The sequence below is a fragment of the Chitinophaga sp. genome (genome assembly GCF_036569185.1).
Taxonomy (GTDB): Bacteria; Bacteroidota; Bacteroidia; order Chitinophagales; family Chitinophagaceae; genus Chitinophaga.
In genome coordinates, this window is record NZ_DATCRD010000033.1 from 1 (window position 1) to 19,271 (window position 19,271).

General features: G+C 44.5%; 20 protein-coding genes. 8 read left to right on the forward strand and 12 right to left on the reverse strand.

The annotated features are described in order from the left end of the window. Positions 1-263 precede the first annotated feature (263 nt). Entirely contained in the window at positions 264-893 is a 630-nt protein-coding gene (locus tag VIM72_RS02550; RefSeq protein WP_332001304.1) for an NAD(P)-dependent oxidoreductase, read from the forward strand. A 40-nt stretch (positions 894-933) separates the two neighbouring features. Here VIM72_RS02550 and VIM72_RS02555 read toward each other — a convergent pair whose 3' ends face one another. Next, positions 934-1,932: an AraC family transcriptional regulator gene (locus VIM72_RS02555; RefSeq protein ID WP_332001305.1), complete on the reverse strand. Its 999-nt coding sequence runs from the start codon at positions 1,930-1,932 to the stop codon at positions 934-936. 109 nt (positions 1,933-2,041) lie between these two features. Here VIM72_RS02555 and VIM72_RS02560 point away from each other — a divergent pair, with 109 nt between their 5' ends. From VIM72_RS02560 to VIM72_RS02590, 7 genes are all read left to right on the forward strand, one after another. Continuing rightward, on the forward strand, positions 2,042-2,254 hold the full coding sequence (locus tag VIM72_RS02560; RefSeq protein ID WP_142687642.1) for a hypothetical protein: 213 nt from the start codon (positions 2,042-2,044) through the stop codon (positions 2,252-2,254). 182 nt (positions 2,255-2,436) lie between these two features. Next, positions 2,437-4,818 (forward strand): TonB-dependent receptor, encoded by a 2,382-nt coding sequence (locus VIM72_RS02565; RefSeq protein ID WP_332001306.1) that lies wholly within the window; start codon positions 2,437-2,439, stop codon positions 4,816-4,818. A 21-nt stretch (positions 4,819-4,839) separates the two neighbouring features. Then, on the forward strand, positions 4,840-5,703 hold the full coding sequence (locus tag VIM72_RS02570; protein WP_332001307.1) for a DUF4249 domain-containing protein: 864 nt from the start codon (positions 4,840-4,842) through the stop codon (positions 5,701-5,703). A 184-nt stretch (positions 5,704-5,887) separates the two neighbouring features. Beyond that, positions 5,888-6,775, forward strand: coding sequence for a sterol desaturase family protein (locus VIM72_RS02575; RefSeq protein ID WP_332001308.1), 888 nt, complete (start codon positions 5,888-5,890; stop codon positions 6,773-6,775). Positions 6,776-7,305: 530 nt separating this feature from the next. After that, positions 7,306-7,695 carry a BlaI/MecI/CopY family transcriptional regulator gene (locus VIM72_RS02580; RefSeq protein WP_312847240.1) on the forward strand — a complete coding sequence of 130 codons (390 nt, stop codon included), beginning with the start codon at positions 7,306-7,308 and terminating at the stop codon, positions 7,693-7,695. A gap of 10 nt (positions 7,696-7,705) precedes the next feature. Beyond that, on the forward strand, positions 7,706-9,967 hold the full coding sequence (locus VIM72_RS02585) for a M56 family metallopeptidase (protein WP_332001309.1): 2,262 nt from the start codon (positions 7,706-7,708) through the stop codon (positions 9,965-9,967). 114 nt (positions 9,968-10,081) lie between these two features. After that, positions 10,082-11,212: a C1 family peptidase gene (locus VIM72_RS02590; RefSeq protein WP_332001310.1), complete on the forward strand. Its 1,131-nt coding sequence runs from the start codon at positions 10,082-10,084 to the stop codon at positions 11,210-11,212. Positions 11,213-11,365: 153 nt separating this feature from the next. On the opposite strand, the gene VIM72_RS02595 is transcribed toward VIM72_RS02590, so the two are convergent. The 11 genes from VIM72_RS02595 to VIM72_RS02645 form a co-directional block, all read right to left on the reverse strand. Continuing rightward, positions 11,366-11,653, reverse strand: coding sequence for an acylphosphatase (locus tag VIM72_RS02595; protein ID WP_332001311.1), 288 nt, complete (start codon positions 11,651-11,653; stop codon positions 11,366-11,368). 443 nt (positions 11,654-12,096) lie between these two features. Further along, a complete protein-coding gene (locus tag VIM72_RS02600) occupies positions 12,097-12,696 on the reverse strand; it encodes a 2'-5' RNA ligase family protein (RefSeq protein WP_332001312.1) in 600 nt (199 codons plus the stop codon). A gap of 131 nt (positions 12,697-12,827) precedes the next feature. Next, a complete protein-coding gene (gene tpiA, locus VIM72_RS02605) occupies positions 12,828-13,589 on the reverse strand; it encodes a triose-phosphate isomerase (RefSeq protein WP_332001313.1) in 762 nt (253 codons plus the stop codon). Between the two features lie 9 nt (positions 13,590-13,598). Next, positions 13,599-14,777 carry a putative sugar nucleotidyl transferase gene (locus tag VIM72_RS02610; RefSeq protein ID WP_332001314.1) on the reverse strand — a complete coding sequence of 393 codons (1,179 nt, stop codon included), beginning with the start codon at positions 14,775-14,777 and terminating at the stop codon, positions 13,599-13,601. Positions 14,778-14,845: 68 nt separating this feature from the next. Next, a complete protein-coding gene (locus VIM72_RS02615; protein ID WP_079473370.1) occupies positions 14,846-15,097 on the reverse strand; it encodes a type B 50S ribosomal protein L31 in 252 nt (83 codons plus the stop codon). Between the two features lie 74 nt (positions 15,098-15,171). Beyond that, a complete protein-coding gene (locus tag VIM72_RS02620) occupies positions 15,172-15,663 on the reverse strand; it encodes a YajQ family cyclic di-GMP-binding protein (protein ID WP_209865818.1) in 492 nt (163 codons plus the stop codon). A gap of 92 nt (positions 15,664-15,755) precedes the next feature. Further along, positions 15,756-16,490 (reverse strand): head GIN domain-containing protein, encoded by a 735-nt coding sequence (locus VIM72_RS02625; RefSeq protein ID WP_332001315.1) that lies wholly within the window; start codon positions 16,488-16,490, stop codon positions 15,756-15,758. A gap of 44 nt (positions 16,491-16,534) precedes the next feature. Beyond that, complete coding sequence (locus VIM72_RS02630; RefSeq protein WP_332001316.1) at positions 16,535-17,617, reverse strand: hypothetical protein; 1,083 nt, start codon at positions 17,615-17,617, stop codon at positions 16,535-16,537. Further along, positions 17,601-18,158: a hypothetical protein gene (locus VIM72_RS02635; RefSeq protein WP_332001317.1), complete on the reverse strand. Its 558-nt coding sequence runs from the start codon at positions 18,156-18,158 to the stop codon at positions 17,601-17,603. Before VIM72_RS02635 ends, VIM72_RS02630 begins: the two co-directional genes overlap by 17 nt. Continuing rightward, positions 18,158-18,724 (reverse strand): sigma-70 family RNA polymerase sigma factor, encoded by a 567-nt coding sequence (locus tag VIM72_RS02640; protein ID WP_332001318.1) that lies wholly within the window; start codon positions 18,722-18,724, stop codon positions 18,158-18,160. Before VIM72_RS02640 ends, VIM72_RS02635 begins: the two co-directional genes overlap by 1 nt. Positions 18,725-19,060: 336 nt before the next feature. Then, a partial coding sequence (locus VIM72_RS02645) for a hypothetical protein (RefSeq protein WP_332001319.1) occupies positions 19,061-19,271 on the reverse strand: 211 nt, incomplete at its 5' end.

The window sequence follows — 19,271 nt, forward strand, 5'->3', positions numbered from 1 at the left end:
GCCGAAGGCGATTATCCTTATCCGCTTACATCTCCCCGTCCTAAAAACACAATCAGTAAAATCATCATAATCCTGAGTCAGACAAAATCCGCAAAAAATTCGCGTTGGTAATTAAAATATCTTCCTATCTTTGTACTGTAATTATTTTTATTACAGATTAACGATCTGTATTTTTTATCTATATAACTGTAATATTTTTTATAACAATTAAAACAATCAGCACAGGCAGGCTGTATTATTATTCACTACAAAAATCTAAAAGCATGAAAGTTGCCATCATCGGAGCATCCGGATTTATAGGCTCAGCCATCCTGAATGAAGCATTGAGCCGCGGTCATGAAATCACCGCTATTGTTCGTCACCCTGAAAAAATAACGGTTACCAACCCACACCTGACGGTTAAAAAAGGAGATGTTACCAACGAGGCGGAATTAACCCCGCTGCTGGCAGGAAATGAAGCGGTAATCAGCTCCTATAGCGCGCACGACTCGGCTACCTACGTAAAAGCCATCAACTCTATTATTAATGCTACCAAAGCGGCTGGGATCAAAAGGCTTATTGCGGTAAGCGGAGCCGGTAGCCTGGAAATAGCTCCTGGTGTGCAATTGCTGGATACACCTGAATTTCCCGCAGAATGGAAAGGCGGAGCCTCCGCTACCCGCGATGCTTTTCATGTGATCAGACAATCTACCGGCCTGGACTGGACCGTAATAAGCCCGGCCATGATGATAGAACCAGGAGAACGTACCGGCAAATTCCGTTTGGGCAAAGACCAGGTGGTGTTCAATGATAAAGGAGAGAGCAAAATTTCTTCCGCCGATTATGCGGTTGCCTTAGTAGATGAACTGGAGAAACCGGCACATATCAAACAACGCTTTACTTTGGCTTATTAACAGGATAAAAAAAGGAGCAACCGGGGTTGCTCCTTTTCTTTTAGCTCCTTACTTTCCCGGGGCTTACGCCGAATTTCTTGCGGAAGGCAGTACTGAAATGCTGCGGAGAGGAATATCCCGCCTGCTCTGCAATAAGCGACATTGGCAAGTTCCCGTCAACAATCAGTTTCCTGGCCAGTTCCAGGCGATGATCATTCAAATAACCAAATACCGTGTTATCAAAAATGGCCTTAAAGCCTGATTTCAGTTTAAATTCATTCAATCCGGCTTTACGTGACAGCTCCTCCAGGCTCAACGGCCGCTGGATATGCTGCAATACCAGGTCTCTGGCATAATATAGTTTTTCCACATCCTGCCGGGTGATCTTATTGCGTACAGGCGTATCCACTGCATTCACTGTTTCCATCTGCTCACATTGTAATGCCAGCAATTCTATGGCCTTCGACTGTAAAAACAGCTTCTTCAATCCTCCCTGGAATTTGCACTGGCGTACCTCTTCCATCACCATCCGCATACGCGGGGTGATCCGGGGATTATATTTCTCAGCCAGCGTAACGGACCTGTTACCAGCCACATTATTGGCCAGCCCGTCCAACACCCTCCCGTTATTCTCCGCCAGCTCCAGGAACCTGGAAGTGGTAAAGCTCATGCCGAAAAAAAGGATATCACGCTGCTTCTTTACGGCCACATTCTCCGATTGGGCAGGACTGTACATCAGGTTATGTTCCTGTGTGGAAAACCTGAACTTGTCGGAAATGCCCCCCAGCGATGTAGTAATGTCTCCCTGTTCCATGAACAGCATCATCACCCGTGGCTCCACGTAATCCGCAAAAACATGGATATTCTCATACACTTCTGCCTTACAACAGGCAATACTGGTACCTTCGAAATTGTATTCGTGCACAGTTGCAGAGCCAAAATCCTTATGCAGTTCCTGGGTTTCTTCAATCATCCCCCTGGAGCGGATCTTATGGTAATCAGAAGGAAATTCTTCCGAAAGCAATACCTGGTTGGCATCATCAGTAATAACTACGCCCATAAAAAAATCCGTTTGGTATAATTGATAATCCGTCTCGTGTAACAGTTATATGGGATAACAACAGCAAATTTGCATAAAAATATTCCGAATACTCAAAAAATTATCATTTATGTTGGGAATATTCCGTACCAATATTACAACTGTTCAGGATAGAAACAATGTTATCAGCGCCATTTCAGCACAATTTACCGTAAATGCCTGTAGCGTAGACCTCGAGGACTGTGACAAAGTATTACGTATTGTAAGCCCTCAATCATTAGCAGAACAAACTATTATAGATTTTGTGACCCGGCTCGGGTTTAACTGTGCCATCCTGGACTAAGAGGGCCCCGTATTTATTGAAAAGGAAGGCATTCAGCCTTCCTTTTTTCGTTTAAGCATGTTATAACACAACTATGATGTAAAAAAATAATTTATCCCCGTAGGGGTAATATATTTTTGCGACGTCTTATATGCATGCTACAAAAACACAAAAGACATTCTATAAAACTGCACCTGACTTTTATGAAAACTAAGGCAACCATGTTGCTGTCACTGCTCCTTATGATCCTGGCAGGACAATCAACTAACGCACAGCAGCAACGATATACTGTAAGCGGCTATGTAAAAGACAAAAAGAACGGGGAAAGCCTGGTAGGCATCTCCATTGGAAAAAGCGGCACCAGCCTGGGTACGGTGAGCAACCAGTATGGTTTTTATTCCCTTACCCTTCCGGCCGGAGAACACGAACTACAGTTCTCCTATATGGGCTATGGTACCTATAAAACCACGGTTGACCTGAAGAAGAACATCACCCTGGACATTAGCATGGAAGCTACCAGTAGCCAGCTGAACACAGTTACGGTGAATGGCCAGAAACAGGAAAGGACCGTTAATACCCTGAATACCAGTATCAATAAACTGGATATACAGCAAATGAAAAAGATGCCCACTTTCATGGGCGAGGTAGACGTACTCCGGGCCATCCAGACCCTTCCGGGTGTTAATACCGTGGGAGAAGGCGCTTCCGGCTTCAACGTACGCGGGGGTAACAGCGATGAAAACCTCATACTGCTGGATGAAGCTCCTGTTTACAACTCTACCCACATGCTCGGCTTCTTCTCCGTTTTTAACCCAGACGCCGTTAAAAGCCTGAACCTGATCAAAGGCGGGTTCCCGGCCGAATATGGCGGCAGAACCTCTTCTGTGCTGGACATCCGCATGAAAGACGGTAACAACCAGGATTTCAATGTGAACGGCGGTATCGGTAATATCTTCAGCCGCCTGTCTGTAGAAGGCCCGCTTGTAAAAGATAAATCCTCCTTTATAGTGGCTGCCAGGAGATCTTATATAGACCTGCTGATGAAACCTTTTGTTAAGGGAGATATGAAAGATACCAAACTCAACTTCTACGACATCACTGCCAAAGCCAATTACAAATTCAATAAAAACAACTCCATATTTGTTAGCGGCTACTTCGGCAGGGACGTTTTCGGCTTTGGAAAAGATGTAAATATGAACTGGGGCAACAGCACTGCTACGGTGAGATGGAACCACGTTTTCACCAATCGCCTGTTCCTGAACCTCACTACTTATTATAGTAAGTATGATTATAGCCTGAAGTTCAGCAACGATTCAAAGAGAGGAGCCAATGAAGATGCACAGGGGTACGACTGGACCTCCAACATCATTAACTACGGGCTGAAACCATCCTTCACTTATTATATCAATTCCACCAACACCCTGCACTTCGGCGTGCAAGGCATCTATTATACCTTTAAACCCGGTACAGGTACCAGCACGGAAGGCGATCTTAAGCATGTAAAACAATTGTCCGATCAGCACGCACTGGAGTCGGCCGTGTATCTGGATCATGAATGGAAACCCACAAAGAAATTCGGTATCCAGTACGGAGGCCGTTTATCTGCCTACCAGTTTGTAGGAAAGGGAACTGCTTACTACTTCAACGATACCACGCCAGGTATCCGCAAAACATTGATCGGAAGTAAAGAATACGGCTCCAATGATCTTATCAAGGGCTACTATTACTTTGAGCCCAGGCTGAGCGCACGCTATGCATTTACAGATCAGCATGCAGTAAAGCTGGCCTATAGCAGAACCACACAGTTTATGCACCAGCTCTCCAATACGGCGTCCCCTACTCCGCTGGATATCTGGACACCCAGCACTAATAATATCAAACCAATGGTGTCTGACCAATATACTGCAGGCTACTTCTACAATGCGCCTAACGACGCTTACGAACTTTCTGCCGAAGTATTCTACAAAACAACAGATAACCAGCTGGATTACATCGACAACGCCAACCTGCAGCTGAATCCGTTGATCGAAGCAGATCTCCTGCCATCACAGGGACGCGCATACGGATTGGAAGTGTACGCGAAAAAAGACATCGGTAAAACAACAGGCTGGGTAAGCTATACTTTATCCCGCACCGAAAGGAAAACCATTGGCATCAGTATGGATGAATGGTTCCTGAACCGGTACGACCGCACACATAACCTGAACCTGGTATTAACGCATACCCTCACAAAACGTACTTCCTTATCGGCCAACTGGGTATTTGCCTCCGGCACACCAGGCACCTTCGCTGACAACAGGCTGGAATTCCAGGACTGGGATATTCCTTACAACAGTACAGAAAAACGCAATAACTACCGCCTGCCGGCATATCACAGGCTGGACCTCTCTATGACGCTGAAAGGCAAACAGCTGAAACGCTGGAAAGGAGAATGGGTGTTCTCCCTGTATAATGTATATGGCCGCAGAAATGCCTATACCATTTACTTTAAACAAAATGACGACGACCCAACCAAGCGGGAAGCAGTACGCCTGTCTATCATAGGTTCCATCATTCCCGGTATCACATATAACTTCAAGTTTTAATTGTCCAAAATTCAAGACCAGATGAAAAAGTCATTATTCCTCATATTGTTTGCTGTTGCTGCAGGTTTTACCGCCTGCGAAGACAAGATCGACCTGGACATTGCAAAAGGAATATCCTACCCGGTACTGGATGCGTGGATTACCAATGAAAAAGGTATACAAACCATCAAGTTTACCATGTCGGTACCTTATACAGATAACAGCCCCGCTCCCATCATCGATGACGCGAAGATTACCCTGTTTGACCTTACCAGCGGCGATTCTTATCCGTTCGTGTTCAAAGACAATAAATACACTTACGATGCTTCCGCCAAAGCCATCGGTGTTATAGGCCACGGGTACAAACTGCATGTAGAACTGAAAGGTGAAATATTTGAAGCGTTCGATAGTATCAAAAGGGTAACAAAAATAGATTCCATCTCTTACGAATTCAAAACAAAAGAGGAATCTATCAGCGGTAAAGAAGGCTACTACGCAAAGTTTCACGCCAAAGACCTGGCCGGTGCAACCGACTATTACTGGATCCGCTCTTACCGTAATGATACCCTCAGACGCCTGGAAGACAACTTCTCCATTGACGGTTCTTTCGATGAAGGCGTATCTGATGGCAACACCTTTATTTTACCGATAAGAGAGGGCATCACGGATTACGACAAACCTTACCAGGTAAATGAAAAGGCCATTGTAAGAATGCTTTCCCTGACCCACCCCAGTTACGATTTCCTTACCCAGGTAAATAACCAGGTAAATTCCGGCGGACTATTTGCCAAAGTGCTGGAAAATGTAAAAAGTAATGTTCATAATACCACTCCTTCCGGTAAAACAAGGATCCTGGGATGGTTTGGCACATCTGCTGTAAGTCGCGCTGAAAGAACGTTTAAATAGTAGCTGTTTTTTTAAATCTAAAAATGCCGGGGGAAAAGTTTCCCGCGGCATTTTTGCTTTAACTCCCTGTTATGCGCTGCATTATTTGCTTGGCGTGAACAGTTTCCCGCGGCATTTTTAGATTTAATTCCCCATGGGAAGCCCCGTAAAAATCGTTAACTTCCCTAACAGAAAGTTACCACGTATGCCTCCCGACCTGATCACATATGCCATTCCCGGATTTGTACTGCTGATATTGCTGGAAATCATTTTTACAGCGATCGATAAAAAGAATATGTATGAACCAAAAGATGCCCTGAGCAGCATCGCCATGGGCCTTGGCAACGTATTCATCGGGCTCTTCACCAAAGCGGTTATCTTTGGCATCTACCTTTTTCTCTACCAGTTCCGGCTGTTTACATTAGGATTTACCTGGTGGGCATGGGTACTTTGTTTTTTTGCAGATGATTTCAGTTACTATTGGTTCCACCGTTGCAGTCATGGTATCCGCTTTTTCTGGGCCTCCCATGTAATTCATCATTCCTCTGAAAAATATAACCTCGCTACTGCCCTGCGCCAGACATGGACGGGCAATTTAACCGGCACCTTCACCTTCTGGCTCTGGATGCCGCTTGTGGGCTTTCACCCGGTAATGGTGATGAGTATGCAGGCTATCAGCCTGATCTACCAGTTCTGGATCCATACAGAGGTGATTCATAAATTGCCGGCGCCCATAGAATATATATTCAATACCCCTTCGCATCACCGTGTACATCACGGTTCCGATATCGATTACCTGGACCGTAATCATGCAGGTATTCTTATCATCTGGGACCGCATGTTTGGTACATTCACGCCAGAAAGACAACGACCGGTATATGGCCTTACCAAGAATATACACACCTATAATCCATTCCGCATTGCCACCCACGAATGGCTGGATATCGGGCGGGATATACGGCAAGCCCGCTCCCTTCGTGAAGCCCTGCATTATATTTTTGATGCCCCCGGCTGGAGTGCCGACGGTAGCCGGAAAACCACACGGCAGTTGAGGAAGGAGCAGCGAATGTTGTCTGACTCGGGATTACACTGATTATACTGATTTAATTTGTTAATCCGGAAAAGATATAAGCGGATGTTGTCTGACTCAGGATTCCCTTAATTCTACTGATTGTCTTTTTGATTTATTTTTGGAGTTTTACTTTTTTGATTATTCCTGATTTATTTTTCAATTAACTATTATCAACGGGAGAAGAAGCGGTTTGAGCGTTTTTCTCCCATTATTTCTAAATTCCATAAAAAAAGAGGATCTGTGTAATTTTGAATTAAGGCACATCAGCGAAAACATTCGCCTATATCTCTCCCAACTCTTAAAACTCCGAAAGAAAAAGACAATCAGTAGAATCAAGGGAATCCTGAGTCAGACAATATCTGTTTATATCTCCCAAACCTTTAAAATCCTAAAAAAAGAGATCAAGCTAATCAGCATAATCAAGGGAATCCTGAGTCAGACAAAACCCGCGAAAAAAAAATATACCCCAATATTTTGCAATTACGAAAACTATCGTACATTTGTTTACGAAGATATTCGTACAATAATAATCATCATTACAAATCATTGCTTTGAAACAGATCCGGCCCACAGAAAGTGAATTGGAAATTTTGGGTATACTCTGGGAAAGAGGCCCCAGCACCGTTCGTGAGATACATGATATCCTGTCTCAAACGAAAGATGCCGGCTATACCACTACCCTTAAACTGATGCAGATCATGCATGAAAAAGAACTGGTAGCGCGCGATACCAGCAGCAAAACTCATGTATATACAGCCGCCATTTCACAGCAGAAAACACAACAGCAATTACTTGACAAAATGATAGATACCGTTTTTGGCGGCTCCGCCTCTCAACTGGTGATGCAGGCCCTGGGCCATCACCAGTCTTCAGAAGAAGAGCTCCAAAAGATCCGTCAGTATCTCACTGCAATAGAAAAACAACAAAAGGATAACAGGTAAATCTAGTACTATGAATGTATTACCTATTACGGGCGACTTTGTACGCGCCCTGGGTTGGACCATCCTTCATTCCATGTGGCAGGCATTTTTTATTTACGCCTGCCTGCGGATAGTATTAAAACTCTGGCCACAGGCGGGCGCGCGGATAAAGTATAACCTGTCGCTGCTATCGCTTTCCGGCATTTTTACCTGGTTCCTTGCCACACTGTACCTACATGTGCAACGACTGCAGGAAGCAAGAGAAACTATACAACACTTCAGCGGTACAATCGCCTTACAGGAACCCGTGCATATTCCCGCCGTGTACCCTAACCAGGACCCGCTGATATGGCTGTTTCCCAACCTGGAGCTTTGTTTTCCTTTCCTGGTAACGTTATATATTGCCGGTATGACGGGCATGATCATTAAGTTATTGTCCGATCTGTTTCAACTCCGCAAGATCCGCACTACGCGGATAGAGCCAATGGGAGAGGCATGGGACAAACACCTGGACAAACTGGCTGCAAGGCTGCAGATCCCCCGTAAGGTGAAGCTGCTCATCTCCAGGCATGTACAGGTGCCCGTGATGCTGGGATTTATAAAGCCCCTCATCCTCCTACCGGTAGCGATGGTGAACAACCTTACAGAAGCCCAGCTCGAAGCCGTGCTGCTGCATGAACTTGCCCATATCAAACGCAATGATTATCTGTTGAATATCTTCCAATCAATTGTTGAAACCATCCTTTTCTTCAATCCTTTTGTATGGCTGATTTCCAAAATCATCCGTATGGAAAGGGAACATTGTTGCGACGACCTGGTAATAGCCAGCACCGTTCAACCACTGCAATACGCACATGCACTGGTGGCGTTGGAAGAATATCGTCTTACCGCCAACCGGCTTACCATGGCTGCTGCAGACAGTAAACAACATCTGTTTCATCGCATTAAACGCATCATGGAAATGAAAACTAAACACCTTAACTATAGCCAGAAATTTTTAGCCGTACTGATCATTGCCACCGGCCTGATATCTATTGCATGGCTAAATCCGGCTAAAGGAAAAAACAATAACGAACAGCAGGAACCAACAAAAGCAAAAACCGCCGTAAACACCAGCACGCCACAGGAAAAAATACCTGTGACCGAACCGGATGAAATCACCAGCAAATTCCGGCAACAACTGGCAGCAGTTACCCGCGATACTGTACTTCCGGCGCCACCACCGCCTCCTGCAACAGTTCCTGCCCCCGTACCTGCACCCGAACCGGCAGTTGCACCATCACCGTCGCCTTCTCCTACACCATTGACGCCCCTTGCACCATTAAAAGAAGATCTGTCATTGGATCTCTCCGATATCCAGGTATCCGACCAGAGCAATGTTTCTACCAATGTAAATACCAATGTAAATACCAGGGTAAACGTAAATAAGAACGGTAAACGCACCCAAAATACCAATCAAACACAGACATTCAACTTCGATTATCAGTTTAACAAAGACGAAGTACGCCAGCAGATCCGCGAAGCTCAGAAAAGCGTACAGGAGGCGATGAAACAGCTGAATGAAGTGAATATGAAAAAGGTACAGGCAGAAATAGCCGAAGCCACCAAAAATATCAAATGGGATGAAGTGTCCGCCGAAGCCCGCAAAGCACAGGAGGAAAGCCTGAAAGCCCTTAAAAACATCGACTGGAGCAAGATCAGCGATGCACAAAAAGAAGCCGCTGAAGCGCTTAAAAACATTGATTTTACTGCGCTCAATAAAAATCTGCAAATGGCTTATGCCAATATGAATACAAAAGTCTTCTATGATAAAATAAGTAAAGAAACTAAGGAAGGCCTCAAACACGCTGCCACCTCCCTGGAAGAAGCCCGTAAAAACAGGGCCGAAGCGCTTGCCAATGCCGCCAGGGTACGGGAAAATATAGCCAGGGACCGGGAAAATGCAAAAAGAACTGCCGAAGGAGAACGGAGAGCAAAGGAAGGCGCTGAACGGGCCAAGGTTGCAGAAAAGATGGCCCATGAAGGTGCGAAAAGAGCAGAGGAAGGAGCCAGGAGAGCAAAAGAAGCTGCGGAAAGAGCCCGCACAACCCAGGCCTTTTACAAAGAAATGATTTCCCAAATGGAAGCCGATAAGCTCCTTGATACCCAAAAAGGCTATAAGCTGGAAAAAAATGAAAATGGCCTGTTCATCAACGGTGTCAAACAACCGGACAATGTGGTCAATAAATACCAGAAATACCTGCAGGGAAAACAGATTACACTGCAAAGTTCCAGCTCCCATACAGAAAACTGATTTACTGCCATTCTATTGCAGATTGCATCCGTACCATTACCGTTCATACGGTAATGGTATTTTTTATTATAAGGGTTCACTTATCTTTAGGTGAATTATTTAATGAGATAACATATGAAAGCATTTTGTTTCACCCTTGCCATGTTCACCGCTATCGCGGCAGGCGCACAGGAAAAGGGCGTTGTAATCAGTAACCTGGGCAACGGTAAGATCAATGCAGCCACCCCGGTTAAAAACCAGGGTATGACCGGCACCTGCTGGTCGTTTTCCTCTACTTCCATGGTAGAGTCGGAGTGTTTACGCAAAGGATTACCTGAACTGGACCTGTCTGAAATGTTCACCGCCCGCAATATCTACATAGAAAAAGCCAAAAACTATGTACGGCGCCAGGGCTTCGCGCGTTTCGATGAGGGCGGACTGGCGCATGATGTGATCCATTCCATTGCCACCTATGGCATTGAACCGGAAAGCGTTTACAGCGGTTTAAAAGGCAATGCCACTATGCATAACCACTCAGAAATGGTGGTGACCATGAAAAAATATCTTGATAGTATCATCAAAGTATCCCCGGTACCAGACAACTGGGTATCAACGTTTACAGGCATTCTTGATGAATACATGGGAGCCCCTCCTGCCAGCTTTGAATATAATGGCAAAACTTATACGCCGCAAAGCTTTGCAAAAGAAGTGGTAAAATTCAATGAAGATGACTACGTTTTCCTGACCTCCTTTACACATCATCCTTTTTACAAGCCCTTCATCATTGAGGTACCAGACAATTTCTCCAATGGCGCCTACTACAATGTACCGTTGGCAGAGCTCACCGGTATTACTGAAACAGCCCTGCAAAAAGGCTATACGGTATTGTGGGATGCAGATGTAAGCAATAAAGGATTTGCCAGCAGCAAAGGATTTGCATTACTTACTTCCCCTGAGATCACCATGAAAAAAGACAGTATCGATCCTGATGTAGCAGAACCCGCTTACACACAGGAGTCACGGCAAAAGCTATACGAAGAGCTGGTTACCCAGGATGATCATCTCATGCACATTACCGGTATTGAAAAATCTCCAAAAGGTAAAACCTTCTTCCTGGTAAAGAACTCCTGGGGCAAAAACTCCAGTCCTTTTGGAGGATACATGAACGTGTCTGAAGCTTACTTTGCCGTAAACACTATTACCATCGTTGTTCCGAAAGCAGCGCTGGATAAGTCTTTCCAGAAAAAATACACTAGCACCAATTAACCGGTAATCATGCATGACAAAAGCGCAAAGAAATTTTCACGGTTGTATTCAGTTGCAATGTGCCGTAAAATTTCTTTGCGCCTATTGTCTGCCAGTCACAGATAACTTTATTGGCATAGGTAACGAAGCACCTGCTGTTACCGGACCAGGGATTTATGAATAAAGGATAGTAAACCCTTTGATATTTTGTACATCACCATCAGTGATCTCCAGCTCCTTCACTGCAGCCATTGCCGGCCCCGATCTGCACCATGCAATAAATTGTTCCATTTCTCCTGCTGCTCCCTCTGCCAGGATCCACACGCTTCCATCGAGCAGGTTCTTTACTTGTCCGTTTATATGCATTGAATCAGCTACCCGCTTTGCATTAGCTCTGAATCCTACTCCCTGCACACGGCCCTTCACAATAATTTCTTTGTGTACAACTGTACTGGTTGCCATAAATTTATAACGATTTTCCCTGTAATGGTCTTTCTCGGATGGGATTATATTACATGAATACAGCTCCCACACAAAACATACTAAATATTCGTCAAAGATACAAACAACCGGAAAACTTATTACAGCCGGGGCAATCAGGACATACTATAAAAGAAGAATCAGTTAAACAAACAAACCTCTGAACCAGGATTTACCGGATTTATGATACGCAGCAACCTATGAAAATGCGCCTACGGATCTAATAACTACTGCATCTTTACAACTAACCTGTAACAGCAGCTGAAAGTTTACAATAGCAACAGTATGAAAGGATGGTTAACTTGAGGGAAACAAACACTGATGAAAATTGATATAGGGGATAACAAATTATTTTACCCGTAACATTTCACCAATCCTGCGAATCTACCATCCGGTAATTCCTGCATCAGACTATCGTTCACTGCCTAAGCGGCAGCATAATTAAATAATGAACCCACCATGTGCTCAATATCTCCAAAAACAAAGTCTTTCACCCGCTCATACTTACCACCGGACGTCGGCCTTTTCAGCAGGCTAAAACAATGGCAATTAAAGCTGCGCACAAAAATCTGCTGCGCCAGTAATGGCATTACCATATTTACTTCCGCATCCTGCAGGCCTCTTGCCAGCATAATATGCGGTTTGAATGCCTGCGGCTTCAACTCAAAAGCCTGCATAATACTACGGTGCAGATCAATCAGTGGTTTGGGGTTAGCCACATTGATGAAAACGCTGTTATGTCCGTCCGCATGTCTCAGGGCATCCATCTTTGCCGTATAAATGGCAAAACCAGCCTGCTTACGCGCTACATCTTCCAGCATATCCACGAAATCGTCCTGGAAACGTTCAGGAAAAGCTGACCTGAACAAGGCCACATGAACCGGTGCGGCAGACATCTTCGTATCGCCTAACTCAGTTGCTATAAACTGGCGGATACGGGTAACATCTTTTGCTACCAATGCATCCGGATTCACTACTACCAAATAATCAAATACCTCTTCCGAAATTTCATAATTCGTATTCATAACCTGATATTTTAATTCTTCCTGTTAGAATGACAATACGAATATACAACCTTTTTTCAGAAATACTAATTTTTTTAGCATTATTTACTAAAAAAATACGCAGTTATAATAACTGCGTATTTCTCAATTACTTAAGACAGCTTCTCAATAATCGCCACAAAATCAGCCGCCACCAGGGAAGCACCACCAATCAAACCACCGTCTACATCCTCATTGGCAAACAATTCAGCCGCATTTCCCGGTTTCGCACTGCCTCCATATAAAATGGTAGTATGCAGGGCTGCCTCACGGCCAAACTTATTAGCAATCTGTGAACGGATAAACGCATGCATATCCTGCGCCTGTGCAGCACTGGCAGTTAAACCGGTACCAATAGCCCAAATAGGCTCATATGCAATCACTACATTTTTCAGTTGCTCCGCTGTAAGATGGTATAAGCTTTCCTCCAGCTGCTTGGCTACATAAGCATTCTGGGTTTCGGCCTGCCTGATTTCCAGCGGCTCACCACAGCAGAAAATTGGCTTCAACCCGTTAGCCAGCGCCTGGTCTATCTTCTTAGCCAGCATAGCATTGCTTTCCTGGAAATATTCCCTTCTTTCTGAGTGACCCAGGATCACGTAATCCACCCCTATTGATTGCAGCATCTCTGCAGATACCTCGCCGGTAAAAGCACCTGATTTTTCACTGTAGCAGTTCTGCGCAGCCACATAAAAACCCGGGTAATTCTTCAGCAGCGACTTTGCCTTCTGTAAATAAGGAAACGGCGTAGCCACAATCACTTCCTGTCCTTCTTTCAGTTTCAGTCCTGCCTGCAGGATATCGTTGATCAGCTGCTCACCCTGTGCCAGCGTAAGGTTCATTTTCCAGTTACCTGCAACAATTTTCTTTCTCATACTGTGATATTAAGTTTTAAGGTCTTTCTGATTTATTTGGACATATAATGCTTCCAGTACCTGCTTGTCCTCTTCCGTTAGTTCCCTGCCTTTTAACGCCATCCAGCTGCCAGCATCCTTCAGGGCCTCCGCCAAACGGTAAATTCCGTCGCTGCCCCAGCTGAAAGACTGCACAAACTTTGGCGGGAAATGCCCTCCAAATACATTGCACGACACCCCTATCACGGTACCGGTATTCAGCATGGTATTAATACCACACCGGCTGTAATCCCCCATCAGCACCCCGCATTTCTTGCCTGCGGATATTGCTTCTCCCTGCCCTTCCATCCACACTTTCACGTCGGATACGTTATTCTTCAGGTTGGAACCCGATGTATTGGCTCCCAGGTTGCACCATTCTCCTATCACCGCATCCCCCAGGTAACCATCATGCCCTTTGTTGGAGTAACCAAACATCACACTGTTCTTGATCTCACCGCCACCGGTACAATATGGCCCAAGCGTGGTAGCTCCATATACTTTTGTCCCCATTTTCAACACAGCGCCTTCTCCCATTGCAAAAGGCCCCCTGATCATACATCCTTCCATCACCTCGGCGTTTTTCCCGATATAAATCGGCCCCGTATCCGCATTCAGTATGCTATACGCTACTTTAGCGCCGGCTTCCACAAAAATGTCCGTATGATTGCTCTGTTGATTGGTGTGTGATAAGATGGCAGATTTTCTGCCGGTTGTAAGCAGCTGGTAATCTGCCCTGATCGCTTTATCGTTGAGCGCAAAGATATCCCAAGGCTTATAAATTCCCAGTACTTCCCCCGGATAATTTTTCCGGTCGCCCGGAGCCAGTAATGCCCCGCCCTCTCCCAGTACCGCTTTGGCCAGTAACTGGTTGTCTTTATACAATTCCTCTTCCGGCTGCAACCCATGGATAGCGGCTACCAGTGCGGCGTCCGGCAGTATATGCCCACTTAGTAAAATATTAACGGTTTGGCTGTCTTTGTATAGCAAGGGAAATTTATCCTGCAGATGCGGTACGGTGAAATGACTGATTCCTGTACCCAGCCAATGCTCCCATTTCTCCTGTATGGTAAGTATCCCTACTCTGCAGGCAGCAATGGGTCTTGTATGTGTAAAGGGGTATAACAGCTCACGTACGGGCGTGTCAAAAAGAATATAGTTACGCTCCATAAGGGGCTAAAATAAAAAATCCCATCGATAAGCCGATGGGATTTCCCTAAAAATATTTTACTTAACAACTATGCTTTCTTAGCGTAGCGCTTGTTGAATTTATCAATACGTCCTGCAGTATCCACCAATACATTCTTACCAGTATAAAAAGGGTGAGAAGTATTGGAAATTTCCAACTTAATCAACGGATACTCATTACCATCTTCCCACTTTGCAGTTTCTTTGGAAGGAGCGGTAGAGCGGCTTAAAAAGCTCTCTCCGTTTGACATATCTTTAAATATCACAAATCTGTAACTTTCTGGATGGATTCCCTGTTTCATATCAAAATTATTGTAAATACAGGGTGCAAAGTTAACCAATTTTCTTTAACACCCAAAGATTATTCTTAAAAAAATCAAGATTTCATGTTTACATACTGCAAAGGTATACCCAGGTTGGATTCCTTGGCTTTTTGTATCACCTCCTGTAAATCATCGATCTTCTTACCTGTTACCCTCACAATATCATCCATAATAGCCGCCTGTACCTTTAAACCGGCATCCTTGATCATTTTCACGATCTTTTTGGCATCTTCCTGTTTGATACCGTTACGCACGGGTATTTCCTTCTTAAACACCTTTCCGCTCTGGTAAGGTTCCTTGCTCATATCATAAATACTGGCATCCAGCCCCTGGCGCATGGTACGACTTACCAGCACATCCAGTACCTGGCCCAGTTTCATATCGCTTTCCACTTCTATGTTCAGCACCAGCTCTTTCTTGTTCAGCTCAATCTCCACATGTGAACCCTTGAAATCAAACCTGTTGGTGATCTCTTTCTTCACCGTGTTTATAGCATTATCCAGTGTCTGTAAATCTACTTTGCTAACAATATCAAAGGACGGCATAATAAAAAATTTTATATTCGAACAACAAATATAAAAAAGAAAAAGCAGGTAGAGAACTACCTGCCGCTATATACTCTAAATCTAACTTGTTATTATATCTTACTGATCTTACCCATACCGGATATGATCTGGTTAATGCTGGGCTCTCCTTTATATTTTACTTTTCCCATGCCTGAAATCACTACATTCAGGTTCTTCTGCACAAATACGTCTGCTTTGCCGGTACCGGAAATACCAAGTTTTACTTCATCAGTAGGCAGGTCCAGCGCTGAAATATCAGCCGCACCGGAAATAACATAGTCTGCTTTATCTGTATTTCCTTTCAGGGTAATGTTACCTGCCCCCGAAACGCCTACTTTCAGTTCACGGGTATGGATGTCGAGGTTGGCATCAGCAGCGCCGCTGAAATCCATCCGGATAAGGTCGCTGGTAAGTTTACCCTTACTGGTAAAGCCACTGGCTCCGCTGGCCGATAACCTATCCACCTTCTGCAGGGTGATATATACCCTGACCTCTTTTGTAGGCTGAATATTATAGCCTTTCTTTGAATGAATGCTTAATTCACCATGGGATATATCTGTTATAATATAAGGCAGCAGGTTGTCTTCCGCCTCTACCCGGATACTATGGGTATTTCCCTGTTCAATGATCACTTTGTAAACACCGGAAGTACTGATATCTGTAAAGGCAGATGCTTCCCGGGATTCCTGTTTCACATTCCCGTTTCCTTTTATCGTTTCCTCGTACGGGCGTGTAAAGGAAAGAAGCACGCTGGTGGCCAACAATAATGGCAAAGCAACAAGGCAATAAGCAGCAATTCGTTTCATAGTCAGTATTATTTAAAAAGATTTAGAATGGCGTTCTGATCTGTTTAATAAGTATCCAGGTCTACATCGCTATTTGTACCCCGTATTTTTATATAAGGAGATGATTCATTGCCTCCTCCTGCCACCGCGGTATAACGCAGGGTTGAATTTCTCTTGTTTGATATCACATTCTTCAGCTCCAGTCCACCGGTGCTCAGGTCCCCGTTTACCAGGTTCGCTTCTATATACAATGGCTGCCTGGACCCGAACCTGATATCCACATCGGAATAGGTAAGCTGGAAATCAGCCTGCTTAAAGCCGCTACTCACCTTCTCTATCTTTACATTCCCATAGGTCATGCTCAGGTCTGCCAGCTGCTGCAGCTCTTTTATCTTTATATCGGAATAAGTGCCCCGGCCTGCTACTGCACCTGCTACATCTATTTTATAATCGTCATAATTAGAAGAGATCTTCAGGTTGCCCACCCGGTTAAACCCATACTCACTATAGTTGGAATTGGCATCGAGCGCTTCCAACTGCTCCCCACGGATATCGGAATAATTCCCTTTCACGGTTACCCTTTTTGCCTTGCCGATCTTACCTTTATCACAGTAATTGATCTTTAAAAGAAGATCCTGCGCTTCACGGATATCAAAAGTGCAGTAATTCATTTCCAGGGTGGCCGGAAAACTGAATTTATCCACAATCACATCCCCAAACTGGTTCTTCACCATCAGGTTCTGCATGCTTTGAGGAATATAAATGTCGTAATCAATGTTCACGTAATCTTTGGAATCCATCTTGCCTCCCCATGAAAACCAGCCGGAACTACTCTTCGATGGGTTATAATCTGTATTCAGTAATACCAGGTTATTAAGCTGAGTGGCATTTATCTCTACCAGTTCTGCAATTGCTTTTGCCTGCTCGTCATTTTTACCGAAGCCGGTTACGGTAATGGTTGCTTTGATATCGCTTTTGTTCCACGCATGAAAAATAATTTTGCCATACTTATTGGAAATATTTAACGAGGCGTTATCATTTACATTAAACTCCTTTACAATGGTTCTTTTGTAAGCCGTAGCTCCGTTGTGGGCCTGCGCCAGTAAAGGCATCAGCAGAAATAACAAGCATTTAAATTTCAGCTTCATATTGTTTTTTTGTATGACCGGGAGTTGCGTGTTTCGCCTGTAACTCCTCCAAAATTTTATCCAACAGATCCAGCTTCAGCTGGTAATAGCGCACCATGGCTGCGCGGATTCTTTCATTGCCCGGATTATTCTTTAATTCTTTTTCCAGTGCTTTATAAGTATCGTTGCGAAGTTCCAGTTCCTTACGGGCAACGCTATCCAGTCCCAGCGTTGAATCGGGATAAGCCCCGATCAGCTGCAGTTTTTCGTTTATGCGCGAGGTATAGTAAACGCCCGCTTCCTGTATGTCTGGCGCTAATACAGCAAGATCCTGCTGTTGCGGCTGACGGTTTTTGGTAAAGTAAAAGAGAGCACCGGCATTGGCCAGCAATACTGCTATCACGGCTGCTCTAAACCAGTTTTTCTGTAACAGTGAAATTACCTTTCCCTTACTACTGCCCGTCAGCTCCTTCTCCAGTGCGGCCCAAACCCTCGGTGAAGGCCCCTGTTCTTCAAATTCGTCCCGGTGCTGCCGGATAAACCCTTCAAAATTGTCTGGCATTAACGAGTTACATTTTGCTGTTTTACAATTTGTCTTACCTTCTCCTTTGCACGCATATATTGTGTTTTGGCGGTGGATTCGGTGATACCCAGCATTTCTGCTATTTCCCGGTGTGAATACTCCTCAAAAAGATAGAGATTCAATACGGTACGGTATCCCTGTGGCAGTCCGTGTATGGCCGATTTTACTGCGGCAACGGTCCAGGTAAACTGGGCCTCATCAATGCCTTCTTCTGCCATCACTTCCACTTCCTCCACTTCTTCAAAATACACTTTCTTTTTACGCAGTGTATTCAAACAGTGGTTTACCACAATCCGCTTGATCCAGGCGCTGATGCTGGCAGTTTGTTCCAGCTTGTTAATGCTTTTATATACCTGGATAAAAGCCTCCTGCAAAGTGTCTTCTGCATCATTCACGTTATTGGTCATACGCAGGCAAATGTTATACATCGCAGCCGAATAGGCTTCGTACAATTCACGAAATGCACGGACATCTCCTTTTTTGCAGCGTTCTACAACATTTGCTGCTAGTGGCGTCTGATTCAAGTTAGTGGCTGATACTTTCATTATAAAGACGGTAATTGTAAAAAAGGTTGCATGAAGCTGACGGGGAAATTTCCGGTTTAGTACGACTTTATCCGTTTAATCAACAGCAAAATTTCGTTATCTGATTAATTATTAATTATTTATAGAGAATGGATGAAAACGGGGCACCGGTAAAATTTTTTTTAAAATTATTGCAATAGCCCATCCGCCTGCCTCAAATTTGACCAAATTGCTATTTCCTGTGATGAAACCGGCACATCTTTATCCGGTGAAAGTGGTAAGGAAAACGCAGCCCGGTAAAGGGCTACGTTTTTCCATCCTTATATACCTAAAAAACCATCTTCACACAGGCCGGGCCTAGTTACCGCCCTGTTTTATACGATTCTGTTCTGCTTCCAGCCCGGTTTGGCGGTTACGGGCTGCTTTTACATTGTTATTTCCGAAACGGTAGTTAAAAGTTACCCTGAACTGCTGTGCATCCCACTTACTGGAAACAGAAGTATATTTGCCCGCATTGTCAAAATCTCCGCGGAAATAATTGGTTTTAAACACATCTGTTACATTCAGC

What these genes read in the sequence shown, in the direction of transcription:
- VIM72_RS02550 (WP_332001304.1), top strand. Translation starts at nt 264, where the DNA reads ATGAAAGTTGCCATCATCGGAGCATCCGGATTTATAGGCTCAGCCATC.
- VIM72_RS02555 (WP_332001305.1), bottom strand. Translation starts at nt 1,932, where the DNA reads ATGGGCGTAGTTATTACTGATGATGCCAACCAGGTATTGCTTTCGGAA.
- VIM72_RS02560 (WP_142687642.1), top strand. Translation starts at nt 2,042, where the DNA reads ATGTTGGGAATATTCCGTACCAATATTACAACTGTTCAGGATAGAAAC.
- VIM72_RS02565 (WP_332001306.1), top strand. Translation starts at nt 2,437, where the DNA reads ATGAAAACTAAGGCAACCATGTTGCTGTCACTGCTCCTTATGATCCTG.
- VIM72_RS02570 (WP_332001307.1), top strand. Translation starts at nt 4,840, where the DNA reads ATGAAAAAGTCATTATTCCTCATATTGTTTGCTGTTGCTGCAGGTTTT.
- VIM72_RS02575 (WP_332001308.1), top strand. Translation starts at nt 5,888, where the DNA reads ATGCCTCCCGACCTGATCACATATGCCATTCCCGGATTTGTACTGCTG.
- VIM72_RS02585 (WP_332001309.1), top strand. Translation starts at nt 7,706, where the DNA reads ATGAATGTATTACCTATTACGGGCGACTTTGTACGCGCCCTGGGTTGG.
- VIM72_RS02590 (WP_332001310.1), top strand. Translation starts at nt 10,082, where the DNA reads ATGAAAGCATTTTGTTTCACCCTTGCCATGTTCACCGCTATCGCGGCA.
- VIM72_RS02595 (WP_332001311.1), bottom strand. Translation starts at nt 11,653, where the DNA reads ATGGCAACCAGTACAGTTGTACACAAAGAAATTATTGTGAAGGGCCGT.
- VIM72_RS02600 (WP_332001312.1), bottom strand. Translation starts at nt 12,696, where the DNA reads ATGAATACGAATTATGAAATTTCGGAAGAGGTATTTGATTATTTGGTA.
- tpiA (WP_332001313.1), bottom strand. Translation starts at nt 13,589, where the DNA reads ATGAGAAAGAAAATTGTTGCAGGTAACTGGAAAATGAACCTTACGCTG.
- VIM72_RS02610 (WP_332001314.1), bottom strand. Translation starts at nt 14,777, where the DNA reads ATGGAGCGTAACTATATTCTTTTTGACACGCCCGTACGTGAGCTGTTA.
- VIM72_RS02615 (WP_079473370.1), bottom strand. Translation starts at nt 15,097, where the DNA reads ATGAAACAGGGAATCCATCCAGAAAGTTACAGATTTGTGATATTTAAA.
- VIM72_RS02620 (WP_209865818.1), bottom strand. Translation starts at nt 15,663, where the DNA reads ATGCCGTCCTTTGATATTGTTAGCAAAGTAGATTTACAGACACTGGAT.
- VIM72_RS02625 (WP_332001315.1), bottom strand. Translation starts at nt 16,490, where the DNA reads ATGAAACGAATTGCTGCTTATTGCCTTGTTGCTTTGCCATTATTGTTG.
- VIM72_RS02630 (WP_332001316.1), bottom strand. Translation starts at nt 17,617, where the DNA reads ATGAAGCTGAAATTTAAATGCTTGTTATTTCTGCTGATGCCTTTACTG.
- VIM72_RS02635 (WP_332001317.1), bottom strand. Translation starts at nt 18,158, where the DNA reads ATGCCAGACAATTTTGAAGGGTTTATCCGGCAGCACCGGGACGAATTT.
- VIM72_RS02640 (WP_332001318.1), bottom strand. Translation starts at nt 18,724, where the DNA reads ATGAAAGTATCAGCCACTAACTTGAATCAGACGCCACTAGCAGCAAAT.